This is a genomic window from Rhodocista pekingensis (genome assembly GCF_042665545.1).
Lineage (GTDB): Bacteria > Pseudomonadota > Alphaproteobacteria > Azospirillales > Azospirillaceae > Rhodocista > Rhodocista pekingensis.
In genome coordinates, this window is sequence record NZ_JBHTCM010000004.1 from 629,570 (window position 1) to 654,092 (window position 24,523).

Sequence of the window (24,523 nt, forward strand, 5' to 3'; positions counted from 1 at the left end):
TCCCAGCGGGGCGCAAACCGCCGCCGCACGAGACAGACACCGAAAAGGAGACGCCCTATGGACCTTGAGAACACCCTCTACATGGATCTGCCCGGCGGGCGCGTGGTGATCGAGATGCGGCCGGACCTTGCGCCGAAGCATGTGGCCCAGATCAAGGAACTGGCGCGCAAGGGCTTCTACGACGGCACGCCGTTCCACCGCGTGATCGACGGCTTCATGGCCCAGGGCGGCGACCCGACGGGCACCGGCACCGGCGGGTCGGGCAAGAACATCCCCGCCGAGTTCTCGCGCGAGAAGCACGTCCGCGGCACCGCCTCCATGGCCCGCGCCGCGAACCCGAACAGCGCCGACAGCCAGTTCTTCATCTGCTTCGCCCCCGCCCCCTTCCTGGACGGCCAGTACACCATCTGGGGCCAGGTGACCGAGGGGATGGAGCATGTGGACGCCATCAAGAAGGGCGACTCCAACCGCAACGGCACGGTGAAGGAGCCGGACCGGATCGTGAAGATGCAGGTCGCGGCCGACGCCGCCTGATCCATCCGCCGCAGCACCGACGACAACCGCCGCGCCCCACCCCGGGGCGCGGCGGTTTCCGTTTCCGGGGTGCGGCACAATTTGCCGGGATCAACCCTGCAAGCCCTGCCGACAGGACCGGACTGCCCTCCGCACAACCCGCTCATCCCCGCTCAACCCCTTGATTTTCCATGCGTCTCCGACTTGGCACGCCGCCTGCTTATAGGATTGGCGAGGAAGCAGGCCGCTGCGGCGAGGCACCGGCCGAGAGTTCGAGGCGACGATGGAAAACGTGCTCTATATCGCGCTCTCCCGACAGGAGGCGATGCGTCGGCAGATGGACGTGGTGGCGAACAACATCGCCAACATGAACACCACCGGCTTCAAGTCGCAGCGCCCGCTGTTCCTGGAGTATCTGGAGCGCCCGGACCGCCGGCAGGAGCGGATGTCCTTCGTCCAGGACTACGGCCTGATGCGCAACCTCCAGGCCGGCCCCGTCACCGTCACAGACAATCCGTTGGACGTGGCGTTGCGCAGCGACGGCTACTTCACCGTCGAGACGCTGGCCGGCCCCCGCTACACCCGCGCCGGCGGCTTCCAGCTCAACACCGACCGCGAACTGGTGGACCGCAACGGCCTGCCGGTCCTGTCCGACGCCGGCGCCCGCATCGTCATCCCCGACGGCGCCAACCAGATCCGCATCCAGGGCGACGGCAGCATCGAGACCGAGCAGGGTCCGCTCGCCCGCCTGAAGGTCGTCAGCTTCGACGACGAGCAGAAGATGCAGGAACTGGGCGGCGGCCTCTACTCCACCGAGCAGGAGGAACGCCCCGTCGAGAAGCCCGAGATCACGCAGGGCGCCCTCGAAGGCTCCAACGTGCAGCCGATCGTCGAGACCACCCAGATGATCGACGTGCTGCGGGCCTACCAGAACACCCAGCGGATGATCGACAGCGAACACGAGCGCCTGCGGACCGCGATCCGCCAGCTCGGCCGCGTGCAGTAAGGAGAGACGACCATGCGCAGCTTGAGCATCGGCGCCACGGGCATGCTGGCCCAGCAGCTCAATGTCGAAGTCATTTCGAACAACATCGCGAACATGACGACGACGGGCTTCAAGCGCCAGCGGGCCGAGTTCCAGGACCTGCTGTACCAGAACATGCGGCGCGTCGGCTCCACCTCCTCGGACGCCGGCACCGTCGTTCCCTCGGGCGTCCAGATCGGCGCCGGCGTGAAGACCGCCGCCGTCTACCGGATCAACGAGCAGGGCAACATCTCCGTCACCGGCAATGCGCTGGATCTGGCGATCAACGGCCAGGGCTACTTCCAGGTCGAGTTGCCGGACGGCCAGACCGCCTACACCCGCGCCGGCTCGTTCCAGCTCAACGCCGAGGGCACCATCGTCACCGCCGACGGCTACCAGCTCCAGCCCGGCCTCGTGGTTCCGGAGAACGCGGTGGACATCACCGTGAACCCGAACGGCGAGGTGCTGGTGAAGCTGGACGGCCAGACCCAGCCTGCGAACATCGGTCAGATCCAGCTCGCCACCTTCCCGAACCCGGCGGGCCTGGAAGCGATCGGTGACAACCTGCTGCTGGAGAGCCCGGCGTCGGGCAACGTCATCGCCGGCAATCCGGGCGCCCCCGGCTTCGGCCGTGTGATCCAGCAGGCGCTGGAGACCTCGAACGTCAACATCGTCTCGGAGATCACGAACCTGATCACCGCCCAGCGCGCCTACGAGATGAACAGCCGCGTCATCAGCACCTCCGACCAGATGATGCAGTCCATCTCGCAGATGCGCTGACGCCCAGGCCCCGCCGATACCGGACGACCGCCATGACCAGCCGCTCCTTCATCGCCCTCCTCCTCGCCGGCACGCTGCTCACCGGCACGTTCGCCCGCACTGCCGACGCGGCCGAGCCGCGGCGCGAGGCCACCGTCTCCGGCGACCAGGTCCGCCTGGGCGACCTGTTCGACGGGCTGCCCGCCGATCAGGCCGACCGGGTGGTCGCCAACGCCCCGGAGCCGGGCAAGCGGTCCTGGTTCGACAGCCCGACCCTGGCCAGCCTCGCCGCCGCCCACGGCATCGACTGGAAGCCCGCCGGCGGCGCCGACCGCACCGTCGTGGTACGGGCCAGCATCGAGGTCCCGCGGGAGGAGATCGTCGCGTCCCTGAAGCGGGCGATGCTGGAGATCGGTGCGCCGGCGGGGCTTGAGCTGACGCTGGAGAACCGCTCCTTCGCCCTGTTCCTGCCGGAAGGCGTGGAGCCGACCGTGGCCTTCCGCAATGTCCGCTACGACGAGATGCGCAACCGGGTGACGGCCGATCTGGTCGCCCCGGCCGAGGGCCCGGAGCTGGTGCGCCAGACCATCGGCGCCCGCGCCCAGGACATGGTCGAGATCCCGATCCTGAACCGACGCCTGGGGTCGGGCGAGGTGATCGGCGACCAGGACATCACCTGGATCAAGGTCCCGCGGGATCGGGTCGGGACCGACGTGGTGACCGATCTGGAAAACCTGGTCGGCCTCGCCGCCCGCCGGACCCTCGCGGCCAACCAGCCGGTCCGTGGCCGCGACGTCCGCACCCCTGTGGTCGTCGCCCGCGGTGCCCTGGTCACCCTGCTGTTGCAGACGCCCGACATGACCCTGACCGCCCAGGGCAAGGCCCTGGCCGACGGCGGCCTGGGCGAGACCGTCCGTATCGTGAACACCACCAGCAACCGGATCGTGGACGCCACCGTCGCCGGCCCCGACCTGGTCACCGTCCTGCCCCCGGCGGTCACCGCCGCCCGTCGCATCCAATCCGCCTCGAACTGAGGGAGAGCACCATGATCCGCACTGCCACCACCTTCGGCCCCCGCCGCCCCGGTAAGGTCCTGGTGCTCGCCGCCGCCGTGTCGCTGCTGTCCGCATGCAGCTCCATGGACCGCCTGTCCAGCATCGGCCAGACGCCGCCGCTGACCCCGATCCAGAACCCGGCCACCGCCCCCGGCTACCAGCCGGTCAGCCTGCCGATGCCGGCCCCGGCCCAGGGCGAGCGCGAAGCCAACTCGCTCTGGCGCGCCGGCGCGCGGGCCTTCTTCCGCGACCAGCGCGCCAACCGGGTCGGCGACATCCTGACCATCACCATTCAGATCAACGACAAGGCGCAGATCCAGAACCAGTCGCAGCGCACCCGCAACGGCAAGGAGAACATGGGGATCCCCGGCCTGTTCGGATTGCAGCGCAACATCGCCCGCGTGCTGCCGACGCCGGACAACGACACGCTGGAGAGTCTGGTGAAGACGACCGCCGACAGCAGCTCGGTCGGGACCGGCAGCATCGGCCGCAGCGAGCAGATCAACATGCAGGTGGCGGCACTCATCACCCAGGTGCTGCCCAACGGCAATCTGGTCGTGCAGGGCAAGCAGGAGGTCCGGGTCAATTACGAGGTCCGCGAGCTGACCATCAACGGCATCATCCGGCCGGAGGACATCACCTCGCAGAACACCATCAGCTACGAGAAGATCGCCGAAGCCCGCATCTCCTACGGTGGCCGCGGCCACATCAGCGACGTGCAGCAGCCGCGCTGGGGCCAGCAGGTCTTCGACATCGTCGCCCCCTTCTGATCCGACCCCGGAGCTATCCCTCGACGCCCCTCGCACACCATCAGGGAGGATCAACCCAGCCCGCCGCCCGGCCCCGGAAGCCGCCTCGCTCGCCCCGAGGCTCCGGGGCCCCCTCAGACCGGACATCCTCGCCCCGTCCGCGTCCCGTTTCCTCGGTCCCGTGTTCTTCCCGCCTCCTGTTTCCTCGACCGACCAGGGCTTCCCTCCTCGCCGGCGTCCCTCGCCCGGACGCCACCCGAAGCCCCTTCGCCTCGACGTCCTTCCTCATCCGCCCTCGCCCACTCCGGCGGAATCGATCGTCCCGAACGGAAACGGGGCCGGCAGATCGCCGGCCCCGTTTCGCTCATGCTCAGGCATCGGACCCCCAGACGACGACGGTCAGTCGTCGCGGTGGGTGCGCTCCAGGCGCTCGTGCCGCTCCTGGGCTTCAAGGCTCATGGTTGCGATCGGCCGGGCCTCAAGGCGCCGGACACCGATCGGCTCACCGGTTTCTTCGCAGTAGCCGTACTCGTCATTCTCGATCCGCTCCAGCGCCGCGTCGATCTTGGAGATCAGCTTGCGTTCACGGTCGCGGGTGCGCAGTTCCAGCGCCCGATCCGTCTCGGCCGAGGCGCGGTCAGCGATGTCCGGTTCCTGCAACCCGCCATCCTGGAGGCTCTGGAGGGTTTCCGTCGATTCCTTGAGCAGTTCCGCCCGCCAACGGAGGAGCTTCTGGCGGAAATACTCCTTCATCACCGGGTTCATGAACGGCTCGTCCTCGGACGGCCTGTAGTCCGGGGGCAACAGAGGAGACGACGACGACATTCTCACGGTCCGATCCTTCGCCGGTCGAAACGCGCGCGAGTATAGGGACAGGCCCTGCCTCCCGCAATATCGACCGCGAGCCGAACGTATCGACGTAACCCGTTGTAAACAAAAGAAATGGCGCGGAAGGCCTCAGCCACCTGCGGAGAGCTTGGCAATCTCGACCTGTGCGCGAAGGTCGATCTCGTCCAGAATCTGCTGGAGGCGGGGATCGTCCACCTGCGCGCGCTGCTCCTGCACGGCCTGAATCAACTGCAACAGGCGCTCGCGCGGGTAGGTTCCCGACAGCAGGCCCAGGCGCAGTTCGTCGAGCTTGTCGAGGATCGTCTCCGCCCGCTGCTTCGCCTTGCGACGGCCGGTGGTGGCGTCATCCACTTCCTGCAAGGCGAACAGGGGATTGACGGCCGCGGCCGTCTGGGCGCCGCCGACGGGGGCGGCCGAACCCTCCCCCTCCTGCAACTCGCGCAGGAAGTCGGACCCGCCGCTGCCGGTGCGCCGTGCCTTGCCGACCTGACCGGGTCGGAGAGAACCGGGACCCTCGATCTTCATGGTCGCTGCGACTACGTCTTTGCGGGATGCTGCGGGCTCGGCCCCCGCGATACCGGGGGCGACCACCTCCTATTGGTAACACCCGGTTCGGCGCTGCGCCTAGGGCAATTTTTACCCGCACCGGCCCGGCAGGGCTTACCGCCCGGACGGCCCGGCAGCGCAAGAAGCCCGGAAATCCCTGTCGGCACAGGGGCAAGCGGGCTGGCATGGCTTTCGCATGGACGGCACCGAACCCGATGGCCGCAGTCGACGCGGCCCGCCTGGAGTCGAACCGAGATGACCCGCGACCCGATCCGTCCCCTGCTCCGAACCACGCTGCGCCGCGGCGGCAGTCTGGCGCTGGCGGTGCTGCTCGCCCTCTCCCCGGTCCTGCCCGCGGCTCCCGCCCAGGCACAGTCGCGGATCAAGGACGTGGCCGACGTGGAGGGCGTGCGCGACAACATGCTGGTCGGCTACGGCCTCGTCGTCGGCCTGAACGGGACCGGCGACAGCATCAACAACTCGCCCTTCACCGAGCAGAGCCTGATCGGCATGCTGGAACGGCTGGGCGTCAACATCCGCGGGGAGACTGTGCGGACCCGCAACGTCGCCGCCGTCATGGTGACAGCGACGCTGCCGCCCTTCTCCGCCCAGGGCACGCGGATCGACGTCAATGTCGGTACGCTGGGCGACGCCAAGAACCTCCAGGGCGGCACCTTGCTGGTGACGCCGCTGCTCGGCGCCGACGGGGAGGTCTATGCCGTGGCGCAAGGGGCCGTCGCCGTCTCCGGCTTCAGCGCCCAGGGGGCGGCGGCCAGCGTCACCCGCGGCGTGCCGACCGCCGGCCGGATCGCCGGCGGTGCCATCGTTGAGCGGGAGATCGCGTTCGACCTGACCGACCTTCCCTATGTGCGGCTGTCGTTGCGCAATCCGGATTTCACGACGGCGAAGCGCATTTCCGAATCGATCAATGCCTCGTTCGGGTCGCCCGTCGCCCATGCCGCCGACCCCGCCTCGGTGCTGGTGGACGTGCCGCCGCAGCGCAAGGCGGACATCGTGGGCTTCATCCGCGACATGGAGCAGCTCCGCGTCACGCCGGACCAGCCGGCCCGCGTCGTCATCGACGAGGCGTCCGGTGTCATCGTGATGGGCGAGAATGTCCGCATCAGCACCGTCGCCATCGCCCAGGGCAACCTGACCATCCGCATCACGGAGACGCCGCAGGTGTCGCAGCCCGGTCCGCTGAGCCAGGGCGGCCAGACCGCCGTGGTGCCACGCACCGACATCCAGGTGGACGAGCAGTCCGACCGCAAGCTGGCCGTGCTGCGCGCCGGGGTGTCGTTGCAGGAACTGGTGCAGAGCCTGAACGCGCTGGGCGTCGGCCCGCGCGACATGATCTCCATCCTCCAGTCCATCAAGGCGGCCGGCGCGCTCCAGGCCGAGATCGAGGTGATGTGATGGACGGCATGACCCTGTCGCCGCCGGGCCTGGACCAGGCCACCCTCGCCCGCAGCGCCCCGCGGCTGAACCTGGGGCGCGCCGCCACCCCGGCGCAGATCGACAAGTCCGCGCAGGAGTTCGAGGGCGTCTTCATCAGCCAGATGCTGTCGCACATGTGGTCCAGCGTGGAGGTCGATCCCGTCTTCGGCGGCGGCCCCGCGGAGGAGACCTTCCGCGGCCTGATGATCGAGGAACAGGGCAAGGCCATCGCCAAGGCGGGCGGCCTGGGCATCGCCGACCATGTGCGCCGCCAGCTCCTGCTGATCCAGGAGATGCAGCTCCAGGAGTCCGGACAGGAACTGCCGCAATGAGCATCGCCTCCGTCGCCCCCGAGGCCCCGTCGACCGGCGCGCAGACCGCGCCGCCACCGCCGACGCCGCCCGTTTCTGCACCGTCGCGCGCACATGCCCTGATGGACGCCATGGCACGGCTTTCGGAAACCCTGCGCCAGGAGACGGCGATGATCCGGGAGCGTCGGACGGCCGGGCTGGACCGGCTGGTGGACGGCAAGCTGTTGCTGGTCCGTGCCTTCGACGAGGCCGGCCGGGCGTTGCGGGTGGACCGCGCCGCGCTTGCCGCGCTGGACGAGCCCGACCGCCAGCGGCTGCGCGCACTGGCTGACGAATTCCGCGCAGCGGCGGAGGCCAATGCCGCCTCCCTCCGGGCGGCTGCCCAGGCCAGCCAGTCCGTCGTCGATACCCTGGTCACGACCCTGAACCGCGAACAGGCGGCCGACCAGGGGTACACCCTGCGCGGCGGCATGGCCCTGCCTGCCGGCTTCGGCCACAAGGGCGGCCGGCCCGCCACCCTGGACCAGCAGCTCTGATTCCCAGGAGCCCGGGACGGGAGAGCGGTTCCCGGCTCCCCGTCCGTCGCGCGCCCGCACCACCCGCCACCCACGGCCATGCAAGCCCGCTCCGTCCGGAGACGGCCCGGCAGAAACTGCCGACGCATCGGCAGGAGTTTCCCGAGCGCCCGGCCCTCCCTCCCGCTTCCCCGGGAAACCCCGGCCTCCCTGGCGTTGAAAGAGTTGGCAAGGCCTTTGCATATAACCGGGGGAACCAGACCAGGACGCCACCGCCATGGACATCCTCTCCGCCGCTCCCCAGAAGACCGCCGCGACCGCTCCGGCCCTGGCCCTCGCGCTGACCGGCGCTGCGCCCCAACAGACGGGCGGACAGCAGGCGGGGACGCAGCAGACGCTGGACCTGTTCCAGCAGATCCTCGGCGGCATGCTCGGGGTCGCGGGCGGGGAGGCAGCGACGGACGGCACGACCGTCCAGCGCCCCCGGCCGTCACCCGGCACGATGCCCGCGGTCGCGGGCATCCCCCAGGACGGGACAGCGGAGGCCCTGGCGCCTGCCCCCATGACAGCCGCAGCGGCGGACGCGACGGCGGCCGAGACGTCCCTGCCCGCCGTCACCGTCTTCGCCACGCTGGCAGCCGGCGCCCTTGCAGCCGGAGCGCCGGGGGAAGATGCGACGGCGGCCGAAGGGACTGAGGGTGGGGCGGTCGATCCGGCGCTCCTGGCGGAAACCGGTACAGTGACGGTACCGTTGCAGATTCCCGCGCCCGGCCTGTCCGTCGTGGCTGCCCGGGGTCTGGAGGGCCAGAACTCGGCGCCCCAGGAACAGGTGGTCCAGGCTGGCGCACCGTTGCCGCAGACCGTAGCCGGTGCGTCCGATTCCGCCGTGGCAGCGCCATCGGGTCCGGCCGCGCCCCAGAAGGCTGCGAAATCCCGGCAGGCCGATGCTCCGCAGGCCACCCTGGGAGACGCCGTTCCGTCGCCGACATCCGGGATGGCCGCGGGGACCGAGGCTCCGCCGTCCCGCGTCGCCACCGGCGAGGAAGCCGGCGTCTCCGTGGCTGACGGGAACGGTCAGAACGGGTCGCCATCGGAAGATGACGCCCTGGCGGCCGCCCGCGACCGTACGGCCAACGCGACGCCCACGGCGGACGCCCAGCTCGTCACCGCGGCAACGGCCGCCGCGGCCGGGTCCACCATGACACAGGCTGAGACCACGGCAGACGCCGGCATCGACGCCGCCGCGGCTCCCGACGCCCTGGGCGACGGGGCCGACAGGGCAGACGATGCGGCGGCGACCGGCGCTCCGCCGAGGCCAGGGTCCGATGCCGCTCCGGCGACGGTCGGCAAGCCGCCCCGGGCGGCCGCCCCGTCGCCGTCCGCTGGCGGGGCCGGCAAGGGAACGGAAGCGACCGCTGCCGCGGCCGGCGCTGACGGCGACCGCGCGGTTCCGGACAGCGCCCGCGGCTCGGAGGAAGCACCGGACCGCAGCGTCCGCCGCCCGCCTGCCAGGCCCGACGCTCCGGACGCCGAGCCGGTCGCAGCAGCCCCGGCCGCACCGCAGGCGCCCCGTCCGACCCAGCCCGTCGGAACCGCCGCCACAGCGTCAGGCTCCCTGGTGGAGCGGGCGGTGGCCGCCAGCGGCGGCAAGGGCGACTCCGGACTGGACAGTTCCCTCGGCCGCTCCTCCGGGAGCGAGAGCGACATCGCCACGGACACGGCGGCCCGGACGCTGTCCGGCGACGCCACGCGCACCGACGGCGCCGACTTCGCCTCCCACCTCGCGACGACCCGCGGCAGCCGCGCCGCGCCGCAGACCCTGCCGGCCTTGCAGCAGGTCGCCGTGACGATCCAGCGCGGTGCGCAGGAGGGGCGCAACCAGCTCACCGTGCAGCTCCGCCCGGATGAGCTGGGCCGGATCGACGTGCGGCTGGAGTTCGACTCCGGTGGCCGCATCCGCGCCCGCGTGACCGCCGACAACCCCTATACCCTGGACCTGCTCCAGCGCGATTCCCGCGGCCTTGAGAAGGCCCTCCAGGATGCCGGGCTGCGCGCCGATTCCGGCAGCCTGAGCTTCAGCCTGCGCGACGAGGGCCGGCAGGCCCAGCAGCAGCAGTCAGACAGGGGCAGCGGCAAGGCCGTGGCCTTCGCGGTCGAGGGCGGAGCCGCCTCCGACACGCCCCAGACCACCCCGCCCGTGCGCGTTCTCGCGCCCGGCCGGGTCGATGTCCGTATCTGAGCGAGAGAGGCCGCGCCATGTCTATCTCCGGCGTCAACAGCAGCAACACCACCACCGGAAGCACGGGCGGTACCAGCCCGCTGGCGACCCTGTCGCAGAACTACGAAACCTTCCTCCAGCTTCTGACGGCGCAGCTCAAGAACCAGGACCCCCTGCAACCGCAGGAGACGTCGGAATTCACGAACCAGCTCGTGCAGTTCTCCCAGGTCGAGCAGCAGATCTCGACGAACTCGAAGCTCGACAACCTCACCGGCGTCGTGCAGCAGGGCCAGGCGACCGTGGCATTGCAGTACATCGGCAAGACGGTCGAGCTTGAGCCCAGCGGCATCCCCCTGCTGCCCGGCGGCACCACCGTGTCCTACGACATCGACGGCGAGGTCCGCTCGGCCACGCTGGTGATCTCCGACAAGGACGGCAACATCGTGAACACCCAGTCGGTGCAGGTCCGGCCGGGCCGCAACACCGCCTTCTGGGACGGCAACGACGCCACCGGCAAGGCCATGACCCCAGGCTTCTACACGGCCAGCATCAAGTTCAGCGGCGGCAACGATTCGCAGGTTGTCCTGACCAGCCGCTACGTGCCCTACAGCGGTGAGGCCGTGTCGGTCGTCTACGACACCGGCAAGACTCTGACCAACGCCAAGATGGTGGTGCGGAACATGGAGGGCGAGACGGTGTACGAGCAGGCCGTCTCCGGCGCGTCCGGGGCGCAGAGGGTGACCTGGGACGGCAAGGACAAGAAGGGCAAGGCCGTGGCCAGCGGCTATTACGACATCAACGTGGAATCGAGCGAGGCCGATCCGGGCACGATCCGCACCAGCGTGATGAACCGCATCTCCGGTGTGGACATGTCATCGGGCGAGACCAACGTCCTGATCGGCAGCCTGCCCGTCCCCATGTCCAACGTGCGTGCGATCTACGACGCCTCGTAAGAACCGGCCCCCTGGACCGGCCGGAATCCGGCGCCTGTGACCCGGTTCATGGAATGTTAAGGGCGCGTTCCTATCGTAAGGGTTACCCCCTGCGATGAAACGGGAGCGCGTAGGAGATGACGTCCGAAGCGGCGGGCGCTGTGGTGGAATACCGGATCGGGGCCGCGGCGGCACCCGACACCGGGGACACCGATGGCGACGGCCTGCCTCCCCCCGATACCAAGCGGTGGGTGATGCGGCGCAAGGCCCAGATCGTGGACGGTGTGCGCAACGGCCAGATCTCCCTGGAGGAGGCCTGCCGGCGCTACAACCTGACGGTCGAGGAGTTCCTCTCCTGGCAGCGGCTGATCGAGCGGCACGGCATGCGCGGTCTGCGTACCACCCGGTTGCAGGAATACCGCCGCAGCGAGCGGCTCTGACCCGGCGACCGTCCTCCTGACCTACGGCTTCAGGTTCTCCGCGATGCCGTGCAGACCGGCCGCGCGCAGCAGCCCCTGGCGGTAGCGGACTTCCCGCGCGGCGACCGCCTTCTCCGCCGCCTCGCCCCCCAGGATCGTACCGTCGTCCCGTTGCAGCCGGCGCACCACCAGCGCCAGCAGGGCCGGTTCGTCCGCCGCGTTCAGCTTGTCCAGCGGCCGGTCGGCCGCCATCTCCTTGAGCAGCCGGGCCAGCAGCACCTCCCGCGTTTCCGGCAGCCTGCCGGCATCGAGCAGGGCCGCGATCCGGCCCAGCCGCGGGTCGCGTGCCCGCGCCGCCCCGTCGGGCCGGCCGTTCAGCAGGTCGGCGAGATCGGCCAGGAAATGCCCGAGATTGGGCAGTGCCCCGAACAGGTCCTGCACCACCTCTCCGAACGAGAGAAGATCGGCCACCAGCCCGTCAATCAGGCGGAGCGAGTCGGGGGCGGCGCCGGACCCGGTCAGGTCCAGCACCACTTCCAGCCGACCGGCCAGGGAGCGCTGGTCGGCGAGCCAGGCGCTGACCTGGGCGCGGAGCACATAGTCGAACCGGGCAGGATCGACGAGACCACCGAGCCGCGCGACAAAGGCATCCAGGTCGTGGCCATGGAAGGCCGGCAGCCGCTTGCGCTCCAGCGTGAAGTCCCGGGCCCGGGACACGGCCTCGTCCACCAGCCGGTTGAGCACGTTGACCCGGTCGCGGGTCGCCTCCCCCGTCGTCTTCGCCTGGGCGGTGCCGACGCGGTGGATCGCGGCCATGAGCAGCGCGCTGGAATCCTGGAGACGGCGGACATGGCTCCAGGCATGCAGCAGTTCCGTCGGCGTCACCTGCTGCCGGGTCAGATATTCCATAAGGGTGAGGGCGATCAGCCGGCGGCTGTCGGGGCCGAAGAACTCGTCGAGAGAGGCGCAGACCGCGACCTCCCCCCGGGGCGACCGGACGGCGGGGGGCCGCTCCGCTGCCGGCGGAGCGGTTTCCTCGAAGACCACGCGCTGGGTGGTGAAGCCGTTCAGCATGCTGCGCGACTGCACCACCTTCGCGGCCGTCCACCGGGTATCACCCAGCATCTCGCGGGCACGCGCCACGGCCGCCCCCTCGGTCGGACAGACGCGGTCCAGCATCCAGCGCCCGTCGCGCTGGCCCAGCACTTCGAAACTCAGGATGCGGTTCCTGACCCAGTCCAGCACCGGTCCCTCCCGAGGCCCTCGGCAGTATCGCGCCTTCAGGGCATCAGGAGAAGGACCGAAGCCTTACCGGCCGGTTAATCCTCCGCGTAGGGATTGCTCGACCCCTTGCGCAGCAGCAGCCGGATGGTGACGCCGGGCATCTCGAACGCCTCGCGCAGCCCGTTCACCAGATAGCGCACATAGTGCTCGGGCAGGTCGACCGGCTTGTTCACGAACACGGCGAAGGTCGGCGGGCGGGCCTTCACCTGCGTCATGTAGCGGATCTTGATGCGGCGCCCCTCCACCAGCGGCGGCGGATGCGTCTCGACCATGCCGCGGACCCAGCGGTTGAGCTGGGCCGTGGGGATGCGCTTGTTCCACAGGGCATAGGCCTTCTGCGTCACGTCCAGCAGCTCGTCCAGCCGCTGGCCACGCAGGGCCGAGATGGTGACCGTGGGAATGCCGCGCACCTGCGGCAGCGAGGTCTCCAGGCGGTCGCGGAGCTGCTTCAGCGCCGCCCCCTTGTCCTCGACCGAATCCCATTTGTTGATGGCGATGACGAGGGCGCGGCCCTCCTCGACCACCATGCGGGCGATGGTCAGGTCCTGCTTGTCCAGGATGGCGTGGGCATCCAGCACCAGCACGACGACATGCGCCATCCGGATCACGCGCAGCGTGTCGGCAACGGCCAGCTTCTCCAGCTTGCCATCGACGCGGGCACGGCGGCGCAGGCCAGCCGTATCCACCAGCCGGACGGGCTGGCCGCGCCAGTTCCATTCCACGGCGATGGCGTCGCGGGTCATGCCGGCCTCCGGGCCGGTCAGCACCCGTTCCTCCCCGACCAGGGCGTTCAGCAGGGTGGATTTGCCCACGTTCGGGCGGCCGACGATGGCGAGCTGGAGCGCCTTGGGTTCCTCGGGCGCAGGCTCCTCCGCCTCGGCTTCGGCGCCCTCCTCTGCCGGATCGGGCAGCGCCTCGTCCCAGGCCTCCTCGTCCGGCTCCGCGTCCTCCGGCTTCGGCTCGTAGGGCAGCAGCGCCTCCACGAGGTCGGCCAGCCCCTCGCCATGTTCGGCGGAGAGCGGCACAGGCTCCCCCAGCCCGAGTTCGAACGCTTCCAGCAGGCCCGGCCGGCCCGCCGCCCCTTCCGCTTTGTTGGCGACCAGGATCACCGGCGTGCGCCCCTTGCGCAGCCAGCCGGCGAAGTGGTGGTCCAGCGGGGTGACCCCGGCGCGGGCGTCGATCAGGAACAGGGCGACGTCGGCGCGCTCGATGGCGCGCTCGGTCTGGCGGCGCATGCGCGCCTCCAGACTGTCGTCGAAGACCTCTTCCAGCCCCGCGGTATCGACCACGGTCAGCTCGATGCCGCCCAGGCGCGCCTCCCCGGCGCGCCAGTCGCGGGTGACGCCGGGGGTATCATCAACCAACGCCAGACGCTTGCCCACCAGCCTGTTGAACAGGGTGGACTTGCCCACGTTGGGCCGACCGACGATCGCAACCGTCAGTCGGCGCTTGGCCTCGACCATGCGGGCCTCCGTCAACGGTAGGCGATCAGGTCGCCGTCGTCCGTCAACACGAACAGCGTGTTGTTGGCCACGACCGGCGGCACCAGGACCGCGTCGGGCAGGTCCGTCCTGCGGATGACCTGCCCGCTGTCGGGCTGAACCTCGACCAGTTCGCCCAGATTGTTCGCCAGGATCAGGCGTCCGCCGGCGAGGATCGGACCGGTCCACTGGATCGGGTCTTCCCGATCGTCGGGGTCCTCGTACTGCTCAAGCTGGGAGATCCAGCGGACCCGGCCACCGTCACGGGTCAGCGCGATGAGCTGAGCCTCGTTGCTGATGACGAAGATCCAGTCGCCGGCCACCCAGGGGGTGTTGATGCCGCCGATGTCCTGCTCCCAGACCCGCTGGCCGCTGCGCTGGTCGATGGCGACCATCCGGCCGCTGTGGCTGATGGCGAAGACCAGACCGCGATCGGCCACGAGCAGCCCGCGGATGTCCGACAGCCCGGCCAGATTCTCCCCGCGCCGCGTGGTGGCAAGCACGTCCTGCCAGGTCAGACGACCGTTCTCCACGCGCAGGGCGAACAGCTCGCCCGACGAATAGGGCACATAGACCTGGTCGCCATCCACGGCGGCGCTGGCACCACCCAGCAGAGCCGCCGTCTCCAGGATGCCGGTATGGACCCACTGGAGCACCCGGTTCTCGGCGTTCAGCACGACGAACTGGTTGTCGATGGTGACAACGAAGACGCGCCCGTCCGCCACCGTGGGCGCCGAGCGGATCGGACCGGCGATGCGCTGGCGCCAGATCACCTTGCCGTCGGCCGCCTCGACACAGACCACCTCGCCGAAACCGGTGGTGACATAGAGCCGGCCGTCATGGAAGGTCACGCCACCGCCCAGCGCATCGCCCGACTGGTCTTCGCGCAGCATGTTGGCGGTCCAGATCTTCCGGCCCGTCGCCTCGTCGATGGCATGCAGATCGAAATCGGTATCCAGGACATAGACGCGGCCCTGAGCCACGACGGGCCCGCTGAGCAGGCGATTGTCGGACTCCGAACCGGAAATGCTGGTCCGCCACGCCTCCTTGAGCGTCGCGGGCAGGGCGACGTTCCCCATGGTGTGGGTGGGGATGCCGCCGGGCTGGGCCCAGTCGGTGTTGACCACCGGTTCCGGCAGCGTCACGGCCTGCTGCGCGACCGACGGGTCAGGCTCCAGTGCCTGCTGGAGCTGGAGCACCGAGATCCGGTTCCCGGGCAGGCTCGGACCGTCGTCCTCGCCGCTGAACCAGTCAGAGATGCCGCAGCCGGACAGCAGAAGCGTGCCCAGGAGCGCGGCCGACACTCTGGCGGCCAGGGGATAGCCGCGACGGGGCGCGGCAGCGGGGGAGGACAGGGTCATTTCGGCGGTGCGTAGAAGTCGGCGAGTTCGGTGGCCCGGGCGCGGATCCCGGCAGGGGTCTGCGGGTCGTCGGCAAGCTGGCTGAACAGCTCTCGGGCCCGGGCGGTGTCGCCGCTGCGTGCCGAGAGCAGTCCGGCGAGTTCGCGTGCCGACCAGTTCCAAGGATTGTCGGACCCCATGAGCGGCGTCAACCGCGACAGCAACTGCTGCGGGTCGCCGCTGTCCACCTGATGCAGCACGGCCAGCAACTGGGCGAGGTCGCGGAAGACCGGATCGGACTCCGTCCCGGCAAGCTGGTCATAGATCGCCACGGCGCCCTCGCGGTCGCCCTGGCGGACCCGGAGGCCGGCCTCGTAGAAGCGCGCCAGCGAGGCATGGGCGCCGTCCGTCCTGGAGGCGGCCCCGGCCAACAGCTCGGCGGCATTCGTCGCCGGCGCGGACGCCCCGGCCGGAAGCGCCTGAGCCAGGGCGCGGCCCAGCTCGGCCGTCTGCTCCTGGTTGCGGGCGGTCTGCCAGCGCTGCCAGGCGACGTAGCCGGCCGTCGCCGCCACCGTGAGCACGGCAGCCGTGATGAGGGCCGGACCGAAGCGGCGCCAGATCCTGGCGGCACGCTCACGGCGGAGGTCCTCGTCAACTTCGCGGAAGATATCAGCCATTCGATATACCCGGCTGGACGCCGGACTCCTTCGGTCGTGCCGGGCGATAGCAGACGCCGCGCCCCCCGGTCAAGCCATCGTGCCCCCGGCGGGGCGCGAGTCGGGATTCGCTTACGCCTCCTCCCGCCACTTGATCGAGCAGCCCATGCTGGGAATCTGGTGCTCCGGACCGCGCCCGGTGCGGGCGACCTGGATCATGGCGTTCAGCAGTTCCGGCTCCGCGTCCGCCACGGCCTGCTTGCGAGAGGCGTCCAGCCGCCCGCGGTACTGGAGTTCCAGCGCCGCGTTGAAACCGAAGAAGTCGGGCGTGCAGACGGCGTCATAGGCGCGGGCGACCTCCTGGGTCGCGTCGATCACGTAGGGGAAGGTGAAGCCGTGCGCCTCGGCGAAGCGCTTCATGTTCTCGAAGCTGTCCTCGGGATAGCGCCCGGTATCGTTGGACATGACGGCGATGGCGCCGATGCCGTGCGGCTTCAGAGCCGTGACGTCGCGCACCAGGCGGTCAACGATGGACTGCACGTAGGGGCAGTGATTGCAGATGAACATGACCAGCAGCCCGTTCGGCCCGGCCACATCCGCCAGGGTGTAGTCGCGGCCGTCGATCCCCGGCAGCCGGAAATCCACGGCCTTCCAGCCGAAGTTGCAGATCGGCGTCTCTGCGGCCATTGCGTCCTCCCCGTCATGGGCGTTCCATCCCGCCGTGCTCTATACAGCAATGTCAGCAAGGCTGAAATGCGGCGGGGACGTTTTCCGTGTCCGGTCCTGTCGGACCGGCCCGGTTCCCCGTCTCAGGACGCGGGCCGGGGGCCGGGGTCCGGCAGTTCCATCCGTTCGGCCGCGACCATGGCCTGGGTTCGGTTGCGGACTCCGAGCGCCTTGAAGACGGCGGTGATGTGGATCTTCACCGTACCGATGCTGATGCCCAGGGAATCCGCGATGTCGTTGTTGCTCCAGCGGTCACGGATCATCGCCAGGACGACGCGCTGGCGGGGCGTGAGATGATCGACAGCATCCTCGCGGAAGAAACCGGCAGGGACGGGTCCGGCCGAGGTCATCAGCCGTTCGCGTCCGGCGCGCAGGCCGAGCAAGGGGGGGATGTAGATGCCGCCGCCGCGGACCGTCTCCAGTGCCTGGGCCAGCATGTCCGGCGCGTCGCCCCGCCAGAGATAGCCCGCTGCCCCTTCCTTGAGGACACTGCGCAGACGCTCCGGCTCCTCACCACCGACGACAAGAATCGACAGCGCGGAGAACTGACGGCGGAGCGTGGCGATCTCCCCCGGTGCGAAGCCCGGCAGGGCCTCGGCAACGATGGCGATATCGGGCATCTGCGCGGTACAGAGCGGATGCAGTTCGATCCAGGCGGCTGCCTCGGCGAAGGTGAACGTGCCGCCACGCTCGCCGGCGGCGCGCTTCAGGCGGAGTCTGACGGTGGGATCGGGGTCGGCAATCAGCAGGTGCATGGCGTAAAGGTGACCGGCGCTCACGGGAGACCAAGCGTTTCTGGTAATGCAGAGGCTCTTATAACCCGTGCGGGATTTTCATACAAGTTTATGCATGCATATATCTGCTGACTGCCATGCCGCGGATTCCCACAGGATTCCGGCAGATCATGGCTGTCCCGGCCGCTCCGGCATGCAACGCAGCGGTAGTCCCCTACCCCGACCGAACAGTCCCGGGGCATCGTTGCCGCAGGACATCCGTCCGTCAATCGCTGTCGGCAACCGACGGATTATCACCAGATATGGCACGATCACCGTTTGCTTGGCTTGAGCGCCCCCTGTTCGGCGTTATGGTCAGTGCCGTGACATCGGGTGCGCAGTATCTTTCAGAAAGATCAACTTTGAAACCATATCGTTTCGAGCGGATTGCTATTCAGAAGTATTACACTGGGAGATGGATTTCTCCCGAGATAATGACAAAAGGCCCCGGCGGAATGTTCACGGCAGGCGCGCATACTTTCAGAAGAGCGATGACATGGATGCCCAGAACGATCGGTCAGCGGACCCCGCCAGCAAGGCACGACGAGGAAAGGTCAGCACCATGCAGGTGTGTCTTGTGCCGGGGAACGAGGTCGTGGCGAGCCAGCTCCTGGCGTCCCTGGACAAGGAGGGTCGGCATCGCGTCACGGTCTGCCGCGACATCACGGAACTGAGTCAGGCAACGGCCACGCCGGACGTGATCCTGATCGACGTGCAGCAGTTTGCCGCGCTCCGGGAGAACGAGCCGATGGTCTATCTGCGGCTGTCGCGCCGCAGCCGGATCATCGTCATCCTGAGCAGCCGGGAGCTGCTGGACGCGGCCCATATCCTGGCCTTCGCGGACGCCTGGGTGTTCGAGGACATCAACCTGAACCGCGTGAACGAGCTGATCGACCTGGGGGTGGAGGGGCACTGCATCCTGCCCAGACAGTTCCTGTCACGCATGGGCGTGGACGAGATCCGGCTGACACTGCTGCCCCGGCTGACCGATGTGGAATTCCGCTGCCTCCAGCTTCTCGGCCAGGGGCTGAACAACCGCACCATCGCGGAAGGGCTGAACCTTTCGGAGGCCGTCATCAAGTCGATGGTGCGTAGCGTGCTGGCGAAGTTGCATTTCCGCAACCGGACAGAGGCCGGCGTCTTCGCCGCCCGGCAGCAGCATGCCCTGCATTCCGCGCGGCAGCCCGACATCCGCACCGGCACCGACGAAGCCCGCTCGGCCTGAGCGGGCAGGACAGGAGCGTCGCCGGGGCGGACGGAAACGGCAGGGGAAGAGGGAACGGCGCAGGCCCTGGGGCACTGCGCCGTCATCCGGATTCCCGGATGCTTCCCGGAGAGAGGTCTGTTGCCGAACGGGTCCGGCCGCACAGCAGCCCTCTTCGGTGTTGCCCTTCCGGCGACTTCGGAGCCTCCGCCCGCCCGGAAAGGACGGGCAGAGGCGCCCGGTGGATCAGCCGGCCGCGGCGGCGGGGGCGGTCGCGCCCGTGAACTCGCCGCCGATGCCGTTGTTCAGCGCCCATATCGCCGCCTGGGTGCGGTTCGAGGCGTTGATCTTGCGCAACAGGCTCTTGAGGTGGACCTTCACGGTCGCCTCGGTGATGTTCAGGTGGTTGGCGATCATCTTGTTGCTGTCGCCGTTCAGCAGGCAGCGCAGAATCTGGATCTCCCGCTGCGAGAGCCCCTTGCGCGAGACCGGCATCTCCAGCCCGTTGCCGTTCACCCGACCGCTGATGAGCAGGGCCGCGAGATGGGTGGGGAACACCTTCTCCCCCATCATCACCAGCCGCAGGGACTGGGTCAGGGCGTCCGAGGACAGATCCTTCATCAGATAGCCGTCGGCCCCGGCCTCCAGCGCATTGGAGAGGCGCCGGGTGCAGAGATCCGTGGTCAGCACGACCATGCGGGAGTTCGGCAGCGCCTGGCGCAGACGGCGCATCGCTTCGGCTTCCTCTTCGCCGCCGTTGACCAGATCGAGCAGGATGAGGTCGGGCTTCAGCCCCTGGTCGGCAACCGTAACCCCCTCACGCACATTGCTCGCCTCCGCGACGATCTTGAAGGGAGACTCGTCGAGAAGCCGCTTCAGGCCCTCGCGGAAAAGCTTGTTCGCATCGATGAGGAAGGCCGTCACGTTTTCCATGTTTCGCTCCCGCGCTAGTTTGGATATGGCGTTTATCGACCAGCGCCCCCTCGGGCGCCCCGTCAGGGCGTACCCCCTGCCCCTCTGTTCTTGTCGCGCTTCCGATCCACTCTTTCGGGCGGAAGTTACGCCCGTATCGACTGGTTTGATATCTCTCGAAGGCCTTAAATCCCGGAGGCTTTAGACCTATGACGTCTTTCGATGAAGGACATCACCTGATCCCTTCCAGTACCCCGATCGATTTCTCATGAACTTGGCGGGATAATAGACCCTTTTTTATTAGCATCAGAGCATACGTCACCAGCAAAAAGGCATTATTCTTGCCAGAGTTCGCCTTGGCGGCGTCTGAAAAGCCCTGATCGGCACGGTCCTGCGGGACGCTTTGGCCGCCCGGGTTGCGCATGCGATGCAGGAAATGCGGAGGCTGTACAATAAATGGTGGATGCGATGATGCTCCGCATCCACATAAGGTACGTCCGGACGGCCTATACAGGGCGTAGCCCCCCTGCCTATTCCATTCTGCCTGCCCACGACCAGACGATCGCCCGGTGGCGTCCGCCGGAGCGGCCAAGCAGGCGGCAGGGGGAAATACTCGGGCAGTGGCAGGGAGAGGCGTCCCGCACCCCAGCAAGCCTAGCCCCCGGGTGTACGGCAGCGTCCCAACCGGCAGCACGGTGGACTCCAGGAAGCAGGGTCAGCGGGACGGAAGACGCCTTCTGATGGCCGGCCGGCCCCCTCAGTCCATCAGCGACATGACCCCGACCACCAGCAGGGCGATGGCGATCCAGGGCAGCAGGGCGGCGGCGATCCAGATGGCAAGCCGATGGTGGCGCGGCAGCAGGTCCAGCTCAGGGTCCGGATGGCGGGACTCCGCATCCGGCATCCTGGCCTCCGGCGTGCACCGTTCGATGTCAACCTTGACCACAGACACAGGCCAGCTCCCGAAGCGAGGCGATCAGTATGACGCAACGCTAGCCGGACCACACTTGCCAACAGGTTAAGCCTGACCTTTCGATCGCGCGCAGCGGAACCGGGCGGCGTCGGACGCCAGGGTTCAGACCAGCCCGCGCTGCTGCGCCTGAGCCAGCAGGATGAACTGGCGCATCATCTGGTTCCGGAAGCGCAGCCGGTGTCCGCCGGGAACGATGACCTGCTGGAGCACAGCGCCCTCGGCCTGCGCCAGTTCGGTCAGGACAGACAGCACGTTCGCCTCCGGCAGCCTGCGCCCGTTCCCGCCCGGGCGGAGGGGGACGGCGGGAACGTCCGCCGCACGGAAGCTGCCGAACTCGTCGAAGGGGGCCTGAGCCGCCAGATACAGGACATCCGCCACGGTGCCGTTCTCCTCCGGGCCGATGACCCGGTGATAGGCTTCGACCAGGCTCCGCTCCGCCTCGGCGGCGCAGCGGCGCAGCGCGTCCGCCAGATCCTCCCGTTCCACGTTGCGCGCGCCCCGCGCCACGGCACCGCGGGCGGCATGCAGGCTGAGAAGCTGGGCGTAGTAGGGAAGCCCCTTGGAGAAGGCGACGATCTTCTGCCGCACCTCCGGCGCGAAGGTCAGGCCCGCGGCCTCCGCCCCCACCAGGACGATGCGCTCGATCTCGCGGTCGGTCATCGGCGGCAGGTGGACCGCCACCAGCGAGCGCTGGATGGAGGGGTGCTTGCCCAGAAGCTGATCCACGGTCTCGGCCACCCCGATGACGAAGAGGGTCACCGGACTGCCGTTGTCCGTGAGGTTCTTGATCAGCTCCGCCAGCTTGTTCTTCACATCCTCGCTGAGCACGCGGTCGTACTCGTCCAGCACGAACATCACATGGGTGCCGGCGATCCCGTCCAGCACGTCGGCAAGCTGGGTGACACTGAACGGACCGGACGGCAGCCGGGCGTCGAAGCCGCCGCTGCTGCGGCCGGCGGCGAAGGGGCTGTTCGCGGCGCCGCGCTGGAAGTTCGCCGGAACGCGCCGCAGCAGGCTGCGGAACATGTCCTCGAACCCCAGCTCTGCCGAGCAGGTCATCTTGACGGTGAGATAGCCCGCCTGCCCCGCGATACGCTCGACCGCGTTCGCCAACGAGGTCTTGCCGCGGCCCCGGTCGCCATGCAGGACGACATGGGCCCGCTCCTCCTCGATGGCGGCGATGATCCGGCGAAGGGTGTTCAGCCGGCCGACGAACAGACCGTTCACCTCCTGCTTCGGCCGGGTCGGGGTGAAGGCCTCGCGCAGGGCCTGGCTGACTTCCGGCGGGATGCCGGAGACGGCCTGCGCCGACGCGGCCGTGCGGATCCCGTTGGCAACCGGCAGGGTGAAGCGCGGCAGTTCCTCCTCCGGCGCCGGGGCGGCCGTCAGGACACCGCCGCGCACCTCGCGGAGCGGCGGCGGACCCGGACGCAGCGGCCGGTCGGCTCCCGGTTCGGGACGGACCGGCTCGAACGGCACCTCGACCGCGGCCGGTCCGGGACGCCGGGAGCGCAGGTCGATCCCGCTTGCATCGCCCGTCAGGCCATCGCCCGTGAAGGTATCGCCGTGTCGGCGCTTGCGGAAGAAGTCGCGCATGGTCGTGTTCGCCGCGTTGTCGTCCATGGCCGGACAAACACCGGCCGGGTCTTGACGGATCGTGTCTTTTACGAGTCTCAGAAGAACCTTTCGGGCACGCGGATGACATCATCCGGGAGCACGGGAGTATTCGGCGGGGCCCGCCGCTCCTGCTTCTCGCCGTCGATGGTGCGGGTGATCAGGACATAGTCCTCGCGCGCCCGGTAGGTGTAGCCGCCGGCCATCGCCACCGCCGTGACGGCGGACATGCCGCTGGCATAGGGATACTGACCGGGCTTGTTGATCTCGCCGATGATGTAGAAGGGGCGGAAGGTCAGCACCTCGACGCTGACCTTGGGGTCGCGCACATAGCCTTCGGCGAGGCGCTGGGCGATGCGTTCCTCCACCTGACGCGAACTCAGCCCCTTCGCCGCCACGCCGCCGATCAGCGGCAGCGCGATCTGGCCCGTACCGTCGACGGAGAACTCGCCGGAAAGCTGCTCCTGGCCGAACACGATCACGCGCACGGCATCCCCCGGCCCGAGCCGGTATTCGCCCGCATCCGCAAGAGCGACGGTCGGCTCCAGCGGCGGCGCCGTGGCCGACTGGCAGGCGGAAAGGGCGGCAGCCGCCAGCACGGCGACCATCAGGATGCCGCCCCGGAGGGCAGTTCGGATCGTCATGTACGCCTCACGCAGGTCTTCGATGGGGTGCCCACAGTCTGGACCCGGGGCATCCGGTTCCGAAAAAACGGAGACACGGCAGCCATGCGGGTTTCCGTCGTAAGCCGACGGACTGAGGAACGCGGGCTCCACCCGCCCGTTCCCGCGTCCCGTCCCGGCGATGGGGGAACTCCGGAAGGCCCTTGCCGGTTGCCGTCCGATCTAGTCCGAGGAGGTTTCCATGCCCGACCGGTCATCCCGCGATAGCCGGACACCCCCCTCCGGCGATCGCCGGACGGTGCCCACGCATCCCTCGCCCCGGCATCCGGGCGACGATGCCATGCCCCCCTACTCGCCCGGCGGCGTGCCTGAGCCGGAGACGGACGAGAAAGTCAATCCGGAGCACGCGACCCCGGCCTACCCGCCCCGCCGGGCACCCTGAGGGACCGGGCACCCTGACGGTACGCCGGCCTGCGCGGGCCGCGGCGCGAGGCTCCCCGCAAGCCGTGCGAGAAGGAAACGCTCCCTACCCGCCGAGCCGCGCGGACAGGGCGTCCAGCAGGCGTCCCACGGCCGGGATGTCCGGCAACACGGCGGTCGCGGCGGTGGGGTGACCGTGGTCGCCCACCAGGATTCCCATGCCCCGGTCACGCAAGGCGGCGAAGGCATCCTCGTCCGTCAGGTCGTCGCCGACATAGACGGGGAAGGACGCTTCCAGCCCTTCCGTGCCGATCAGGTGCAGCACGGCGCGGCCCTTGTCCCAGGGCAGGTCGGGGCGCAGCTCGAACAGTTCCTTGCCGCCGGTGCGGCGGAGCTGCGGCTCGGTGGCGGCGACGCTGCGCACGGCGTCCGCGACCTCGGCCTTGCGGGCTTCCTCCACCTGCCGGGTATGCACCGCCACCGCGTAGCGCTTGCGTTCCACCAGGGCGCCCGCGATGCCGGCCAGGGCCTGCTCCAGCGCCATGCCGGCACGCTCCAGGGCCGGCCGGTAGTCCTCACCCATGCGGTGACGGCCGGAGGGGGCGGCGATGTCGAATCCGTGGCTGCCGGCGTAGATCAGCTCTTCCAGGCCGACCTTGGCCCGCACGTCGTCGAGGTCGCGCCCGCTGACGATGGCGACCGGGACCAGCCGCGCCAGCCGGCGCAGGCGCTCCCGCATCTCCTCCCCCAGTTCGGCGAGGTCTGGGCGCTGCATGATCGCCGTCAGGGTTCCGTCGAAGTCCAGGAACAGGGCGGGAGTCGACCCGGCCAGACGGTCGGCCAGGGCGGCGATGCCGGCATCGTCCAGCGGCCCGGCGGGTTTTCCCGTCGCGGGTCCCCCCTTCTGCGGGGCCGGGCGCGGAAACGCGGATTGCTGCATGGAACACCTCGACTTCGTCCACGGGAGGTCCAGTGCGGGCCTGGAGCCGGGCGGCAGGGGGGACATGACCCCAGGGGTGTCGCCGTCACGGCCAAGGGCGGCCATTGCTGATGCAGCCGCGCAACACCTGGACCGGAATGCCGCTGAAACGACAGCGGCCCCGGGAAAGGGGCCGCTTCCGCTCTTGCCAACCGCGTCGGTCGGCGCGATGTTGTGCATCGCAGCATTCGTGCTGCATTGCCCTTAGTTG

The 24,523-nt window shown here is 69.2% G+C and carries 25 protein-coding genes; 12 read left to right on the forward strand and 13 right to left on the reverse strand.

Annotated elements, in window-relative coordinates; all coding sequences use genetic code 11:
• Positions 1–57 precede the first annotated feature (57 nt).
• From ACFQPS_RS03585 to flgH, 5 genes are all read left to right on the forward strand, one after another.
• Positions 58–534 carry a peptidylprolyl isomerase gene (locus ACFQPS_RS03585; RefSeq protein WP_377356500.1) on the forward strand — a complete coding sequence of 159 codons (477 nt, stop codon included), beginning with the start codon at positions 58–60 and terminating at the stop codon, positions 532–534.
• Positions 535–796: 262 nt separating this feature from the next.
• Positions 797–1,519: a flagellar basal-body rod protein FlgF gene (gene flgF, locus ACFQPS_RS03590; RefSeq protein WP_377356502.1), complete on the forward strand. Its 723-nt coding sequence runs from the start codon at positions 797–799 to the stop codon at positions 1,517–1,519.
• A gap of 12 nt (positions 1,520–1,531) precedes the next feature.
• Positions 1,532–2,317, forward strand: a complete 786-nt coding sequence (flgG, locus tag ACFQPS_RS03595) for a flagellar basal-body rod protein FlgG (RefSeq protein WP_377356503.1) — start codon at positions 1,532–1,534, stop codon at positions 2,315–2,317.
• 32 nt (positions 2,318–2,349) lie between these two features.
• On the forward strand, positions 2,350–3,330 hold the full coding sequence (flgA, locus tag ACFQPS_RS03600; protein WP_377356505.1) for a flagellar basal body P-ring formation chaperone FlgA: 981 nt from the start codon (positions 2,350–2,352) through the stop codon (positions 3,328–3,330).
• A gap of 11 nt (positions 3,331–3,341) precedes the next feature.
• On the forward strand, positions 3,342–4,121 hold the full coding sequence (gene flgH / locus ACFQPS_RS03605) for a flagellar basal body L-ring protein FlgH (RefSeq protein ID WP_377356507.1): 780 nt from the start codon (positions 3,342–3,344) through the stop codon (positions 4,119–4,121).
• 378 nt (positions 4,122–4,499) lie between these two features.
• On the opposite strand, the gene dksA is transcribed toward flgH, so the two are convergent.
• Both dksA and ACFQPS_RS03615 read right to left on the reverse strand, forming a co-directional pair.
• Complete coding sequence (gene dksA / locus ACFQPS_RS03610; RefSeq protein ID WP_377356634.1) at positions 4,500–4,925, reverse strand: RNA polymerase-binding protein DksA; 426 nt, start codon at positions 4,923–4,925, stop codon at positions 4,500–4,502.
• A gap of 132 nt (positions 4,926–5,057) precedes the next feature.
• Positions 5,058–5,474 (reverse strand): flagellar assembly protein FliX, encoded by a 417-nt coding sequence (locus ACFQPS_RS03615; RefSeq protein ID WP_377356509.1) that lies wholly within the window; start codon positions 5,472–5,474, stop codon positions 5,058–5,060.
• Positions 5,475–5,750: 276 nt separating this feature from the next.
• On the opposite strand from ACFQPS_RS03615, the gene ACFQPS_RS03620 reads away from it, so the two are divergent.
• The 6 genes from ACFQPS_RS03620 (at position 5,751) to sciP (ending at position 11,348) form a co-directional block, all read left to right on the forward strand.
• Positions 5,751–6,911 carry a flagellar basal body P-ring protein FlgI gene (locus ACFQPS_RS03620; protein WP_377356510.1) on the forward strand — a complete coding sequence of 387 codons (1,161 nt, stop codon included), beginning with the start codon at positions 5,751–5,753 and terminating at the stop codon, positions 6,909–6,911.
• Positions 6,911–7,264 (forward strand): rod-binding protein, encoded by a 354-nt coding sequence (locus ACFQPS_RS03625; RefSeq protein WP_377356511.1) that lies wholly within the window; start codon positions 6,911–6,913, stop codon positions 7,262–7,264. The genes ACFQPS_RS03620 and ACFQPS_RS03625 overlap by 1 nt, the downstream gene beginning before the upstream one ends.
• Positions 7,261–7,779 (forward strand): hypothetical protein, encoded by a 519-nt coding sequence (locus ACFQPS_RS03630; RefSeq protein ID WP_377356513.1) that lies wholly within the window; start codon positions 7,261–7,263, stop codon positions 7,777–7,779. The genes ACFQPS_RS03625 and ACFQPS_RS03630 overlap by 4 nt, the downstream gene beginning before the upstream one ends.
• 256 nt (positions 7,780–8,035) lie before the next feature.
• On the forward strand, positions 8,036–9,997 hold the full coding sequence (locus ACFQPS_RS03635) for a flagellar hook-length control protein FliK (protein WP_377356514.1): 1,962 nt from the start codon (positions 8,036–8,038) through the stop codon (positions 9,995–9,997).
• Between the two features lie 17 nt (positions 9,998–10,014).
• A complete protein-coding gene (locus ACFQPS_RS03640) occupies positions 10,015–10,929 on the forward strand; it encodes a FlgD immunoglobulin-like domain containing protein (protein WP_377356515.1) in 915 nt (304 codons plus the stop codon).
• Positions 10,930–11,045: 116 nt separating this feature from the next.
• Entirely contained in the window at positions 11,046–11,348 is a 303-nt protein-coding gene (gene sciP, locus ACFQPS_RS03645; protein WP_377356517.1) for a CtrA inhibitor SciP, read from the forward strand.
• Positions 11,349–11,369: 21 nt separating this feature from the next.
• Here sciP and ACFQPS_RS03650 read toward each other — a convergent pair whose 3' ends face one another.
• The 6 genes from ACFQPS_RS03650 to ACFQPS_RS03675 form a co-directional block, all read right to left on the reverse strand.
• Entirely contained in the window at positions 11,370–12,572 is a 1,203-nt protein-coding gene (locus ACFQPS_RS03650) for a hypothetical protein (protein ID WP_377356519.1), read from the reverse strand.
• Between the two features lie 74 nt (positions 12,573–12,646).
• Positions 12,647–14,074 carry a ribosome biogenesis GTPase Der gene (gene der / locus ACFQPS_RS03655; protein ID WP_377356520.1) on the reverse strand — a complete coding sequence of 476 codons (1,428 nt, stop codon included), beginning with the start codon at positions 14,072–14,074 and terminating at the stop codon, positions 12,647–12,649.
• An 11-nt stretch (positions 14,075–14,085) separates the two neighbouring features.
• Positions 14,086–15,453 (reverse strand): PQQ-like beta-propeller repeat protein, encoded by a 1,368-nt coding sequence (locus ACFQPS_RS03660; RefSeq protein ID WP_377356521.1) that lies wholly within the window; start codon positions 15,451–15,453, stop codon positions 14,086–14,088.
• The gene (locus tag ACFQPS_RS03665; RefSeq protein ID WP_377356523.1) at positions 15,450–16,109 is read right to left on the reverse strand and encodes a tetratricopeptide repeat protein; all 660 of its coding nucleotides are present in this window, start codon (positions 16,107–16,109) and stop codon (positions 15,450–15,452) included. Before ACFQPS_RS03665 ends, ACFQPS_RS03660 begins: the two co-directional genes overlap by 4 nt.
• A 111-nt stretch (positions 16,110–16,220) precedes the next feature.
• Positions 16,221–16,775, reverse strand: coding sequence for a thioredoxin family protein (locus ACFQPS_RS03670; RefSeq protein ID WP_377356524.1), 555 nt, complete (start codon positions 16,773–16,775; stop codon positions 16,221–16,223).
• A gap of 122 nt (positions 16,776–16,897) precedes the next feature.
• The gene (locus ACFQPS_RS03675) at positions 16,898–17,593 is read right to left on the reverse strand and encodes a LuxR C-terminal-related transcriptional regulator (RefSeq protein ID WP_377356526.1); all 696 of its coding nucleotides are present in this window, start codon (positions 17,591–17,593) and stop codon (positions 16,898–16,900) included.
• A gap of 556 nt (positions 17,594–18,149) precedes the next feature.
• On the opposite strand from ACFQPS_RS03675, the gene ACFQPS_RS03680 reads away from it, so the two are divergent.
• Positions 18,150–18,812 carry a response regulator transcription factor gene (locus ACFQPS_RS03680; RefSeq protein WP_377356527.1) on the forward strand — a complete coding sequence of 221 codons (663 nt, stop codon included), beginning with the start codon at positions 18,150–18,152 and terminating at the stop codon, positions 18,810–18,812.
• Positions 18,813–19,037: 225 nt separating this feature from the next.
• Here ACFQPS_RS03680 and ACFQPS_RS03685 read toward each other — a convergent pair whose 3' ends face one another.
• The 5 genes from ACFQPS_RS03685 to otsB all read right to left on the reverse strand — a co-directional run bounded on the left by ACFQPS_RS03685 (position 19,038) and on the right by otsB (position 24,273).
• A complete protein-coding gene (locus ACFQPS_RS03685; RefSeq protein ID WP_377356528.1) occupies positions 19,038–19,724 on the reverse strand; it encodes a LuxR C-terminal-related transcriptional regulator in 687 nt (228 codons plus the stop codon).
• 736 nt (positions 19,725–20,460) lie between these two features.
• Entirely contained in the window at positions 20,461–20,607 is a 147-nt protein-coding gene (locus ACFQPS_RS03690) for a hypothetical protein (RefSeq protein ID WP_377356530.1), read from the reverse strand.
• 171 nt (positions 20,608–20,778) lie between these two features.
• Positions 20,779–22,299 carry an ATP-binding protein gene (locus tag ACFQPS_RS03695; RefSeq protein WP_377356531.1) on the reverse strand — a complete coding sequence of 507 codons (1,521 nt, stop codon included), beginning with the start codon at positions 22,297–22,299 and terminating at the stop codon, positions 20,779–20,781.
• Between the two features lie 50 nt (positions 22,300–22,349).
• Complete coding sequence (locus tag ACFQPS_RS03700; RefSeq protein WP_377356533.1) at positions 22,350–22,934, reverse strand: polysaccharide biosynthesis/export family protein; 585 nt, start codon at positions 22,932–22,934, stop codon at positions 22,350–22,352.
• A 505-nt stretch (positions 22,935–23,439) separates the two neighbouring features.
• The gene (otsB, locus tag ACFQPS_RS03705; RefSeq protein ID WP_377356535.1) at positions 23,440–24,273 is read right to left on the reverse strand and encodes a trehalose-phosphatase; all 834 of its coding nucleotides are present in this window, start codon (positions 24,271–24,273) and stop codon (positions 23,440–23,442) included.
• Positions 24,274–24,523 lie beyond the last annotated feature (250 nt).

Bases quoted from the DNA above. Each gene is read 5' to 3' on its own strand.
- ACFQPS_RS03585 (WP_377356500.1), top strand. From the start codon at position 58: ATGGACCTTGAGAACACCCTCTACATGGATCTGCCCGGCGGGCGCGTG.
- flgF (WP_377356502.1), top strand. From the start codon at position 797: ATGGAAAACGTGCTCTATATCGCGCTCTCCCGACAGGAGGCGATGCGT.
- flgG (WP_377356503.1), top strand. From the start codon at position 1,532: ATGCGCAGCTTGAGCATCGGCGCCACGGGCATGCTGGCCCAGCAGCTC.
- flgA (WP_377356505.1), top strand. From the start codon at position 2,350: ATGACCAGCCGCTCCTTCATCGCCCTCCTCCTCGCCGGCACGCTGCTC.
- flgH (WP_377356507.1), top strand. From the start codon at position 3,342: ATGATCCGCACTGCCACCACCTTCGGCCCCCGCCGCCCCGGTAAGGTC.
- dksA (WP_377356634.1), bottom strand. From the start codon at position 4,925: ATGTCGTCGTCGTCTCCTCTGTTGCCCCCGGACTACAGGCCGTCCGAG.
- ACFQPS_RS03615 (WP_377356509.1), bottom strand. From the start codon at position 5,474: ATGAAGATCGAGGGTCCCGGTTCTCTCCGACCCGGTCAGGTCGGCAAG.
- ACFQPS_RS03620 (WP_377356510.1), top strand. From the start codon at position 5,751: ATGACCCGCGACCCGATCCGTCCCCTGCTCCGAACCACGCTGCGCCGC.
- ACFQPS_RS03625 (WP_377356511.1), top strand. From the start codon at position 6,911: ATGGACGGCATGACCCTGTCGCCGCCGGGCCTGGACCAGGCCACCCTC.
- ACFQPS_RS03630 (WP_377356513.1), top strand. From the start codon at position 7,261: ATGAGCATCGCCTCCGTCGCCCCCGAGGCCCCGTCGACCGGCGCGCAG.
- ACFQPS_RS03635 (WP_377356514.1), top strand. From the start codon at position 8,036: ATGGACATCCTCTCCGCCGCTCCCCAGAAGACCGCCGCGACCGCTCCG.
- ACFQPS_RS03640 (WP_377356515.1), top strand. From the start codon at position 10,015: ATGTCTATCTCCGGCGTCAACAGCAGCAACACCACCACCGGAAGCACG.
- sciP (WP_377356517.1), top strand. From the start codon at position 11,046: ATGACGTCCGAAGCGGCGGGCGCTGTGGTGGAATACCGGATCGGGGCC.
- der (WP_377356520.1), bottom strand. From the start codon at position 14,074: ATGGTCGAGGCCAAGCGCCGACTGACGGTTGCGATCGTCGGTCGGCCC.
- ACFQPS_RS03660 (WP_377356521.1), bottom strand. From the start codon at position 15,453: ATGACCCTGTCCTCCCCCGCTGCCGCGCCCCGTCGCGGCTATCCCCTG.
- ACFQPS_RS03665 (WP_377356523.1), bottom strand. From the start codon at position 16,109: ATGGCTGATATCTTCCGCGAAGTTGACGAGGACCTCCGCCGTGAGCGT.
- ACFQPS_RS03670 (WP_377356524.1), bottom strand. From the start codon at position 16,775: ATGGCCGCAGAGACGCCGATCTGCAACTTCGGCTGGAAGGCCGTGGAT.
- ACFQPS_RS03680 (WP_377356527.1), top strand. From the start codon at position 18,150: ATGCAGGTGTGTCTTGTGCCGGGGAACGAGGTCGTGGCGAGCCAGCTC.
- ACFQPS_RS03685 (WP_377356528.1), bottom strand. From the start codon at position 19,724: ATGGAAAACGTGACGGCCTTCCTCATCGATGCGAACAAGCTTTTCCGC.
- ACFQPS_RS03690 (WP_377356530.1), bottom strand. From the start codon at position 20,607: ATGCCGGATGCGGAGTCCCGCCATCCGGACCCTGAGCTGGACCTGCTG.
- ACFQPS_RS03695 (WP_377356531.1), bottom strand. From the start codon at position 22,299: ATGGACGACAACGCGGCGAACACGACCATGCGCGACTTCTTCCGCAAG.
- ACFQPS_RS03700 (WP_377356533.1), bottom strand. From the start codon at position 22,934: ATGACGATCCGAACTGCCCTCCGGGGCGGCATCCTGATGGTCGCCGTG.
- otsB (WP_377356535.1), bottom strand. From the start codon at position 24,273: ATGCAGCAATCCGCGTTTCCGCGCCCGGCCCCGCAGAAGGGGGGACCC.